The 9,417-nt window shown below is 76.8% G+C and carries 7 protein-coding genes and 1 pseudogene; 3 read left to right on the top strand and 5 right to left on the bottom strand.

Going from position 1 to position 9,417, the window contains the following annotated elements:
* Together FS882_RS21070 and FS882_RS15170 are read left to right on the top strand one after the other, a co-directional pair.
* Positions 1-191, top strand: a pseudogene (locus FS882_RS21070) (hypothetical protein); the annotation flags it as partial.
* A gap of 313 nt (positions 192-504) precedes the next feature.
* Positions 505-2,262, top strand: a complete 1,758-nt coding sequence (locus FS882_RS15170) for a tetratricopeptide repeat-containing diguanylate cyclase (RefSeq protein WP_158374137.1) — start codon at positions 505-507, stop codon at positions 2,260-2,262.
* Between the two features lie 218 nt (positions 2,263-2,480).
* Here the strand turns inward: FS882_RS15170 and FS882_RS15165 are convergent, their stop codons facing one another.
* The gene (locus FS882_RS15165; RefSeq protein ID WP_158374135.1) at positions 2,481-4,118 is read right to left on the bottom strand and encodes a succinic semialdehyde dehydrogenase; all 1,638 of its coding nucleotides are present in this window, start codon (positions 4,116-4,118) and stop codon (positions 2,481-2,483) included.
* 46 nt (positions 4,119-4,164) lie between these two features.
* Positions 4,165-4,692 (bottom strand): VOC family protein, encoded by a 528-nt coding sequence (locus FS882_RS15160; protein WP_158374133.1) that lies wholly within the window; start codon positions 4,690-4,692, stop codon positions 4,165-4,167.
* Positions 4,693-4,756: 64 nt separating this feature from the next.
* Between FS882_RS15160 and FS882_RS15155 the strand changes: the two genes are divergently transcribed.
* Positions 4,757-5,554 (top strand): AraC family transcriptional regulator, encoded by a 798-nt coding sequence (locus FS882_RS15155; RefSeq protein WP_262348329.1) that lies wholly within the window; start codon positions 4,757-4,759, stop codon positions 5,552-5,554.
* A gap of 23 nt (positions 5,555-5,577) precedes the next feature.
* On the opposite strand, the gene ptsP is transcribed toward FS882_RS15155, so the two are convergent.
* From ptsP to FS882_RS15140, 3 genes are all read right to left on the bottom strand, one after another.
* Positions 5,578-7,314 (bottom strand): phosphoenolpyruvate--protein phosphotransferase, encoded by a 1,737-nt coding sequence (gene ptsP / locus FS882_RS15150; RefSeq protein ID WP_158374129.1) that lies wholly within the window; start codon positions 7,312-7,314, stop codon positions 5,578-5,580.
* A gap of 93 nt (positions 7,315-7,407) precedes the next feature.
* A complete protein-coding gene (locus FS882_RS15145; protein ID WP_158374127.1) occupies positions 7,408-8,964 on the bottom strand; it encodes a PTS fructose transporter subunit IIC in 1,557 nt (518 codons plus the stop codon).
* The gene (locus FS882_RS15140) at positions 8,961-9,416 is read right to left on the bottom strand and encodes a PTS sugar transporter subunit IIA (protein WP_158374125.1); all 456 of its coding nucleotides are present in this window, start codon (positions 9,414-9,416) and stop codon (positions 8,961-8,963) included. The genes FS882_RS15145 and FS882_RS15140 overlap by 4 nt, the downstream gene beginning before the upstream one ends.
* Position 9,417 lies beyond the last annotated feature (1 nt).

Here is a 9,417-nt window from a genome sequence, read left to right as displayed (position 1 = left end):
AGGTCGTCCAGATCACCAAGTCCACAGGCACAACCACCCCGGTCGCCGGATCGGGCAGCAGCGGCCAGATCAACGGCACCGGACCCGAAGCCTGGTTCACCACCATCACCGGAATACGCTCCGACGGCACCAGACTCCTCGTCACCGACACCTCCGGCATCCGACCCATCACCAAGACCACCGGATCGTGAGCCTGGATCCGAACATCGCTCCTTCGACCCTGCCGCCCTCGACCCAGCTTCGATCGCACAGGGCGGTGTAGCACAGCGGCACCTGGATTACGTCATCCTGCAGCCACTCGGATCGAACCGCGCAGGAGAGCTAGCCGGGCGCGAGGCGGTGTGCTCGGGCGCGACCGGCACCGGACCCGCACCATTCCTGACGCGTCACCCGTTCGGTCCCTGCCGCGTCACCTTCCCGCCCTGCGGACGTCACCTGTCCGCCCGCCGGACTTCACCCGATCGACCGCTCCAGCCCTCTCGGGGGTCCGCCGATACGACGAACATGACGCATGCCCGAGCCACCGCCGAGGACCGCGAGTCCTACTGGCGCTCGGAGCTGGACCGCGTCGACCGGCTGTGCGACGCGGCCCCCGCCCTGTGCGTCGCGGCGCTGCCCGCCCTCCTCGACGAGGCCCGCGCCGAGGGCGCCGTGCTCGTCGAGATCGAGCTCCAGTACAACGGCGGCTGGGCCCACCACCTGCTCGGCGAGGACCCGCTCGCGCTGCGCGCCATCGAGCACGCCCTGGAGCTCGCGACGACCCACGGGATGCGCGCCTGGGAGGGGCGGCTGCTCCAGGGGCTCGCCGCCGTCTACAACGGCTTCGGCGACAACCTGTCGGCCCTGGAGCTGCTCGACCGTTCGCTCGACATCCGGCGCGAGCTGAACGACACCGAGGGCCTCGCGGCGGCGCTGAACAACCTCGCGGACACGTACATCTCGATGGGCCGGTTCCCGGAGAAGGCCCGCGAGCTGCTGGACGAGGCCGCCCGGCTCTGGCCCGAGCTCGACCGCCCCGACGGCACCTGCGCCACCCTCTCGGGGCTCGCCAAGCTCGACACGGACGAGAGCGAGGCCCTGCGGGCCACCGACCCGGTGCGCGCCCGGGCGCTGGCCGCGCGGGCGGTGCAGCTGGCGGTCCGCGGGCTCGAGGCCGCGCGCGGCGTCCCGGACGCGGACGGCGGCGACTCCGGCAACCCGCGGATGGCGGCGGAGGCGCAGGTGCGGCTGGCGCGGGCCCACATGGCCGGCGGCGACCTGGACGCCGCCGAGGCGGCGCTGACCGCGGTCGAGGCGGCGCTCCCCCGCGTCGCGGCCCGCTACCTGACGATCCGGTACCACGCGGCCCTCGGGCGGCTGCGCAGGCTGCGCGGCGACCACGCGGGCGCGGAGGCGACGCTGCACGAGGGGTTGCTGCTCACCGAGCAGTCGCTGCGGCCGATGGAGCGGGCCGACGTGCTGCTCGAGCTCGTCCAGGTGCACGAGGACGCCGGCGACCTGCGCGCGGCCCTCGCCACGCACCGCCGCTACCACGAGGCCGTCATGGCGCAGCGCGACCAGGCCGCCGAGCGCCGCGGCATCGTCGTCAACGCCCAGCTCGACGTGGAGCGCGTGCGCCAGGCCCGCGACCAGGCCCGCAAGCGCGCGGCCGAGCTCACCGCGCTCAACGAGACCCTGCAGCACGACGCCGCGCACGACCCGCTGACCGGCCTGCTGAACCGGCGCGGGCTCGACGCGGTGCTCGCGGCGCGCCTCGGACGGGAGGCGGAGCTGGCCTACGTGGTCGCGGACATCGACCTGTTCAAGGCCGTGAACGACGAGCACTCGCACCCCGTCGGCGACGAGGTGCTGCGCCGGGTCGCGCAGATCATGACCAGCGCCGTCCGGGTCGGCGACGCCACGGCGCGCGTCGGCGGCGAGGAGTTCACGCTCGTGCTGCTCGACTCCCCGCACGAGCAGGCGCTCGCCGTCTGCGAGCGGATCCGCACCACGATCGCCGGGTACCCGTGGCACGAGCTGTCGCCGGGCCTGCGGGTGACGGTGAGCTTCGGCGGCGCGATGGCCGCGGACGGCGAGGCGCGCGACACCCTCGTGTCCCGGGCCGACGCGGCGCTCTACCGGGCGAAGCGCCAGGGCCGGAACCGGGTGGTGTTCGACGGCACGCCGTCCTCGCCCGCCCCGCTGCCGGTCCCGGTCCCGCGCACCGCCCGCGACCCGCGCACCCCCTCGGCCGGCACGGCGACCGCCTGCCAGCCGAGCTGACGCGCGCGCCGCCCCGCGCGCGCCCTGCGCGCTGCGCCGCCTCGCGCGCTCCCCGCGCCGCGCCAGGCGCCGCCTCTTGCCCCCGCGCCGACGCTCGCCGACTCTGCATCTCGTGCCTCTGCCGGTGCCGGTGCGCGGAGTCCGGAAACGGAGACTCGGCGCGGGATCCGGGCGCGGGGCGCGCAGGCGCGAGGCGCGGGCGCGCGCGGGCGCGACGGTCAGCGCAGGCGGGCCGCCCTCGCGGTGCGGAGGGCAGCGGTGACGGTGGCGGTCCAGCGCTCCGGGTCGCCCGCCAGGAGCCGGCCCGGGCCGAGCGGCGGCACGAGCGTCCGGCCCGCCACCCGCACGCCGTGGACGCCCCGCTGCACGGCCACCGTCCGGGTGGCCGTCAGCGCCAGCAGGCCCTCGCGCCCGTGCCGGTGCCCCCAGCCCGACGCCCCGCGCCCGCCCTGCGGCGCCGCGACGGAGCCCCAGGCCGCCTGGTAGCCGTCGTTCACCGTCACGCTGCCCGCGCGCAGCCGGCCCGCGAGCGCCGCGCCCCGCCGCGTCGACCGGGTCCACACCGACGCGTTCAGGGCGTAGGCGGAGTCGTTCACCGCGGCGACGGCCTCGTCGTCCGAGGCGACCGGGGACAGCGCGACGACCGGCCCGAACGTCTCCTCGCGGTATGCGCGGGCGTGCTCCCCGACGCCCTCCAGGACCGTGGGCTCGTAGACGTACGGCCCGAGGTCGGTGCGGTGCACCCCGCCCGCGAGGACCCGGGCGCCCCCGGACAGCGCGTCCTCGACGTGCTCGACCACGCGGGCCAGCTGCTCCGCCGACGTCAGCGACCCGACGTCGGACCGGTGGTCCAGCCCGGTGCCGACACGCAGCGCCCGCGTGCGGCGCGCGAACGCCGCGGCGAACGCGTCGTAGACGTCCCGGTGCACGTAGAGCCGCTCGACCGACACGCACAGCTGCCCGGTGCCGCCGAAGCACGCCCGCACCGCGCCCTCCGCGGCGGCCTCGACGTCCACGTCCTCGGCGACGTACATCGCGTTCTTCCCGCCCAGCTCCAGGGTGCTGGGCACCAGCCGCTCCCCCGCCCGGGCGGCGACGACCCGGCCGGTCGCCGTCGACCCGGTGAACACCAGGTGGTCCACGTGGTCGACCACGGCGGCGCCGACCGTCGGGCCGTCGCCGAGCACCACCTGCACGAGCCCCCGCGGCATCCCGGCGTCCTCGAGGAGCTCGACCGCCCACAGCGCCGTCAGGGGCGTCTGCGGGTCCGGTCGCAGCAGCACCGCGTCCCCGGCCGCGAGCGCGGGCAGCACGTCGCCGAGGGTCAGGCTCAGCGGGTAGTTCCAGGGCGCGACGACGCCGACGACGCCGACCGGGTCGTGCACGACCCGCACCGACGTCAGCCCCGGCACGAGCCCGGGACGCCGCTCGGGCGCGAGGTGGCGCGGCGCGGTCCGGCCGAGGTGCCGCGCGAGCAGGGCGACGTCGGCGACCTCCTCGTACGCGGCGCCGCGGGCCTTGCCGTTCTCCAGCTGGATCAGGTCGAGGACGTCGCTCTGCCGCTGGAGCAGCAGGTCGTGCACCCGCAGCAGCAGCCGCGCCCGGTCCCGGACGGGGACGGCGGCCCACCGCCGCTGGGCCGCGCGGGCCGCCCGGGCCGCCCGGGCCACGTCGTCCGGCGTCGACTGCGGCAGGGTCGCGAGCGGCGCGCGCGTCCACGGGGCGTGGTGGGTGCGCGTCCCCGCGGCGGGCGAGCCCGCGACCCGGTCCGCCAGGTCGCGCAGGTCGTCCGGCTCGAGGACGTACGTGGCCAGGGGGTCGGTCTCCGGGTCCAGGACGCCGTGCTCGGGCACCATGCAGCCAGGCTACGCGCCGGGCCGGGAGAGATCCCGGACCGAGGCGTCAGCCCTGCGCCGCCTGCTCCGCCGCCCACGCCGCGACGCGGTGGGCCGACTCCTCGGGCGACAGGTCCTCCACGCGGGTCATCACGGTCCACCGCACGCCGTACGGGTCGACGACGGAGCCGTACCGGTCGCCGGACACGAACGTCGTCACCGGCTCGCGCAGCGTCGCGCCCGCGGCGACGGCACGCTCGACGGTCGCGTCGACGTCCGGGACGTGCACCGCGAGCGAGTAGGTCGCGGCGTCGGGGTCGGGGGTCGTGATGCCGTAGGCGGGCATCGGGTCGCTCAGGGTGAACCGCCCGTTCCCGAGGTCGAGCGACGCCTCTCCCACCAGGTCGCCCATCCGGAACACGTCGAGGACGCGGGCGCCGAGCACCCGCTCGTAGAATCCGATGGCCTCGGCGGCCGGGTGGACGACGAGGTGCGGGGTCAGCGACGTGACGCCGTGCGGGACGCCCTCGGTGGTGTGCTCGCCGGTGGCGGGGGTCGTCGGTGCGGGGGTCGCGGGTGCGGTGCTCTCGGTCATGCACCGAGCCTCGCCCCGCCCGGGGCGGCGGTCTTGTACGAACGGGACACGAGGGGGCGGCGGGGTGGTCGAGTCGGCGGGGCACCTGAACCCGGGCGACCCGGAGGTGGCGTTCTCGCGGTTCCTCCTCGGGGCGTCCGGCGACCCGCTCGACGACCTCGTCCGGCACGTCTGGGTCGCCCGCTGGGACGTCGCCGCCGGTGCGGTGCGCCCGCAGCGCGTGCTCACCTACCCGAGCGCCAACGCCGTCCTGCAGCCCGCCGGCGCGACCCTGCACGGCCCGTCCCGGGTGCTGACGACGCAAGACCTGACCGGCCGGTCCTGGGTGGTCGGCGTGCTGCTGCGCCCCGCGGCGGCGCGACTGCTCACCACCACCGAGCCCGCCCGCCTGGTCGGCCGGTGGGAGCCGCTGCCGGACGCGCCGCTGCCCGCCGTCGCGGCCGCGATGGCGGGCCCCGCGACCGCCGCCGACCGGGAGGTCGCCACGGTGCTGCGCGCCTGGCTCGCCCCGGTCGCAGCCCGGGTGGACGAGGCCGGCCGGCTGGCCAACGCGGCGTGCCGGGTCGCCGAGGAGCGCGCGGACGTCCGGCGCGTGTCCGACCTCGCGGACCTGCTCGGCACGACGACCCGCACCCTCAGCCGCGTCGTCCGCCGGCACACCGGGCTGACGCCGAAGTGGCTGATCGAGTGCCGGCGGCTGCAGGCGGCCGCGACGAGGCTGTTCGCCGACCCCGGGGCGGACCTGGCCGCGCTCGCGGCGGAGCTCGGGTACGCGGACCAGGCGCACTTCACCCGCCGGTACCGGGCCGTCGTCGGCGAGACGCCGGCCCGCACGCGGCGGCACGCCCCGGCCGCGGCCTGAACCGCGCGCCGGGGCGTGGGGGCTCACACCCCGAGCGTCGTCCGCGCCTCCGGGTCGAGCAGCGCCGCCACGGCCGCGCGCCCCGCCGCGGGGTCCGCCGCCGCCAGGGCCGCGTCCGCCATCGCGCGGCACGCCTCGAGCGTGTGCCGCCGCAGCGCGAACCGGACCGCGGGCAGCGCGGCGGGCGACATCGACAGGCTGGTGATCCCCAGCCCGACCAGCACCAGCGCCATCAGCGGGTCGGACGCCGACTCGCCGCACACCCCGACCGGCCGGTCCTTCGCCGACCCGGCCCGCGCGGTGGCGGCCACGAGCTCCAGGACGGCGGGCTGCCAGGCGTCGAGCAGGTCCACGAGCTCGCCGCGCAGCCGGTCGGCGGCCATCGTGTACTGCGCCAGGTCGTTGGTGCCGAGCGAGACGAAGTCGACCTCGTCCAGCACCGCGGCGGCGCGCAGCGCGGCGGCGGGCACCTCGACCATCACGCCCGCCGTGCGCAGGCCGGCCGCGTGCACCGCCTCGGCGAAGGCGCGGGACTCGGCGGCGGTGGCGATCATCGGGGCCATCACCCAGGGCTGGGTGCCGGTCTCCTCGCCCGCGCGGGCCAGCGCGGTCAGCTGGTCGGTCAGCAGCGCGGGCGCGGACCGCACCAGCCGGTACCCGCGGACGCCGAGCGCGGGGTTCTCCTCCGTGTGCAGGTTCGCGAACGCGAGCGGCTTGTCGGCGCCCGCGTCGAGGGTGCGCACGACCACCTTGCGGTCGGGCCCGAGCGCGCGGAGCACCCGGGCGTACGCGGCGGCCTGCTCGTCGACGGTCGGCGCCTGCTGCCGGCCGAGGAACAGCACCTCGGTCCGGAACAGCCCGACGCCCTCGACCGCGGCGCCGGCGAGCTTCTCCGCGTCCTCCGCGGTGCCGATGTTCGCGAGCAGCTGCACCCGGTGCCCGTCCGCCGTGCCGCTCGGATCGGTGTCGGACTCCAGCGCGCGCTCCGCGGCGGCGCGGGCCTCCAGCGCGGCGCGGTCGTCGGCCGACGGCTCGACCAGCACGGTCCCGGCCGCCGCGTCCACGCCCACCACGACCCCGTCGGCGAGCGCCGCCGCGCCGGTGGTGCGCACGACGCAGGGGATGCCGTTCTGCCCGGCGATGATCGCGGTGTGCCCGGTCGGGCCGCCCTCCTCGGTCACGAGGGCCAGCACCCGCTCGAGGTCGAGCGCGGCGGTGTCGGCGGGCGCGAGGTCCGTCGCCACCACGACGGACGGCTCGCGCAGCTCGGGGACGCCCGGGGCGGGCAGCCCGGCGAGCCGGGAGACGACCCGGTCGCGGACGCTGCGCAGGTCCGTGACCCGCTCGGCGAGGTACCCGCCGGCCTGCTCGAACATCGCCGCGAACGTGCCGACCACGGCGTCGATCGCCGCGACCGGGGCCTCGCCGCCACGGACCCTGCCGAGCACCTGGTCCCGCAGCGCGGGGTCGTCGGCCATCATCGCGGTGGCGCCCAGGACCTCGGCCACGGTGCCGGTCGAGCGGCCCGCCTGGTCCCGGAGCCCGTCGCCGACGGCGGCGAACGCGGCGGTCACGGCGTCGGGCAGCTCGTCGGCCGGCACCGGCGCGCCGTCCCGGAGCACGGGGGCGTCGCCCGGCACCTCCGGCACGGGGCGCACCCGCACCACCGGGCCGACGGCGACCCGGCGGCCGACGCCCACCCCCTGCAGCACCGTCCCGGCGGCGGGCGGTGCGGTCGTCTCGGTTCGCGTGTCGGTCATGGCGTGAGCGTCTCCCCGTCGAGATCGGTGTGGCAAGGGGCCGAGGTCCCCGGCTGGTCCCCGGGCCGCGCGGGCCCGGGGACCATCGTGCCGTCAGGCGACGGCGGGCTGGGTGGTGGCGGCCGGCGCGGCGGCGACGGCGTCGGCCTCCTGCTCGGCCTGGACGAGCGGGCTCGGCCGCAGGCCCTTGAGCACGACCACGACGCCGGCGGTGACGACGGTGCCGACGGCGACCGCGAGCAGGAAGCCGAGCGGGTTCGAGATCAGCGGCAGCACCCAGATGCCGCCGTGCGGCGCGCGCAGGCCGGAGCCCACGGCCATCGTGATCGCCCCGGTGACGCTGGACCCGACCACCGAGGAGACGATGACCCGCCAGGGGTCGGCCGCGGCGAACGGGATCGCACCCTCCGAGATGAACGACAGGCCGAGCAGCCACGCGGCCTTGCCGTTCTCCTGCTCGGCGTGCGTGAACAGCCGCTTGCGGACCGTCGTGGCCAGCGCCATCGCGAGCGGGGCGACCATGCCGGCGGCCATCACGGCGGCCATGATGCGGTACTGCACCGCGTCGCCGGTCAGCCCCTCGGTCGCCAGGCCGGTGACCGCGAACGTGTACGCGACCTTGTTGATCGGGCCGCCGAGGTCGAAGCCCATCATCGCGCCGAGCAGCGCGCCCATGAGCACGAGGTTGGACCCGGACAGGCCGTTGAGCCAGTTGGTCAGCCCGTCCATCACGTTCGCGATCGGCCGGCCGATGACCACGAACATCAGGAACCCCGTGATCAGCGAGGACAGCAGCGGCGTCACCACCACGGGCATCACGCCGCGCACGCCCTTCGGCACCCGCCACCGGCTGATCCACAGCGCGAGGAAGCCGCCGACGAAGCCGGTGACCAGGCCGCCGAGGAACCCGGCGCCGATGAGCACGGAGATGGACCCGCCGACGAAGCCGGGCACCAGGCCGGGCCGGTCCGCGATGCCGTAGGCGATGAAGCCGGACAGCACCGGCACCAGGAACGCGAACGCCGCCGACCCGGTCTGGAACAGCAGCGCCGCCCAGTCCTGCCCGGAGGTCACGCTGAACGAGGAGATCAGCTCGGAGACCGGCACCGCGGTCACCTCGACCGGGCCCTCGTTCCCGGGCCAGGCGACCTGGGCGATCATGAAGCCCAGCGCGATGAGGATCCCGCCCGCGGCGACGAACGGGATCATGTACGACACGCCCGTCATCAGCCACTGCCGGATGCGGGTGCCGACGCCCGCGTTGGGGTCGACCTTCGTGACGGGGCGCGCGGCCCCGGCCGAGGGGGCGGCACCGGCTTCCGCGGCGTCCGCGGCGGGCACGCCGGCCTCGACGGCCGCGACCGCCTGGGCGAGCACGCCGGTCGGGTCGTGCACCGCCTTCTTCACGCCGACGTCGACGAAGGGCTTGCCGGCGAACCGGTCCTTCGCCTGCACCTCGAGGTCGGCGGCGTAGATGACGCCGTCCGCCGCCGCGATGATCGCCGGGTCCAGCGGGGTGGACCCCGCGGCGCCCTGCGTCTCGACGTGCACCTCGTGGCCGGCGGCCTTGCCCGCCTGCTCCAGCGCCTCGGCGGCCATGTACGTGTGGGCGATCCCCGTGGGGCACGAGGACACGGCGACGAACTTCATGAGGGCACGACCTCTCGCTGGACGATGTCCGCCACGGTCGCCGCGTCCGGCGCGTCGAGCAGCGACTGCCGGAACGACTCGTGCACGAGCCGGCGGGCGAGCGCGGCGAGGATCTGCAGGTGGTCGGCGTCCCCGCCGGCGGGCGCGGCGATGAGGAACACCAGGCGGGCGGGCCCGTCCGGGGCGCCCCAGTCGACGGGCTCGCGCAGCTTGCCGACCGCGAGGCTCGGGGCGGAGACGTGCTCCGACCGGGCGTGCGGCAGGCCGACGCCGCCGGGCATGCCGGTGGCCATCTGCGCCTCGCGGGCCCGGACGTCGGCGTGGAAGCCGTCGGCGTCGGTGACCCGGCCCGCGGCGGCGAGCAGGGCGATGAGCTGGCGGGTCGCGTCGTCGCGGTCCGCCGCGGCGAGGTCGACGCCGACCAGTTCGGCGGAGGTCAGGGGCAGGCTCATG

Origin of the sequence: Cellulosimicrobium cellulans (genome assembly GCF_007679345.1) — a bacterium.
GTDB classification, from domain to species: Bacteria; Actinomycetota; Actinomycetes; order Actinomycetales; family Cellulomonadaceae; genus Cellulomonas; species Cellulomonas cellulans_A.
Note: the sequence above shows the minus strand (reverse complement) of the source record. Positions and strands in the feature narration are given on the sequence as shown.

Bases quoted from the DNA above. Each gene is read 5' to 3' on its own strand.
- FS882_RS15170 (WP_158374137.1), top strand. From the start codon at position 505: ATGACGCATGCCCGAGCCACCGCCGAGGACCGCGAGTCCTACTGGCGC.
- FS882_RS15165 (WP_158374135.1), bottom strand. From the start codon at position 4,118: ATGGTGCCCGAGCACGGCGTCCTGGACCCGGAGACCGACCCCCTGGCC.
- FS882_RS15160 (WP_158374133.1), bottom strand. From the start codon at position 4,692: ATGACCGAGAGCACCGCACCCGCGACCCCCGCACCGACGACCCCCGCC.
- ptsP (WP_158374129.1), bottom strand. From the start codon at position 7,314: ATGACCGACACGCGAACCGAGACGACCGCACCGCCCGCCGCCGGGACG.
- FS882_RS15145 (WP_158374127.1), bottom strand. From the start codon at position 8,964: ATGAAGTTCGTCGCCGTGTCCTCGTGCCCCACGGGGATCGCCCACACG.
- FS882_RS15140 (WP_158374125.1), bottom strand. From the start codon at position 9,416: ATGAGCCTGCCCCTGACCTCCGCCGAACTGGTCGGCGTCGACCTCGCC.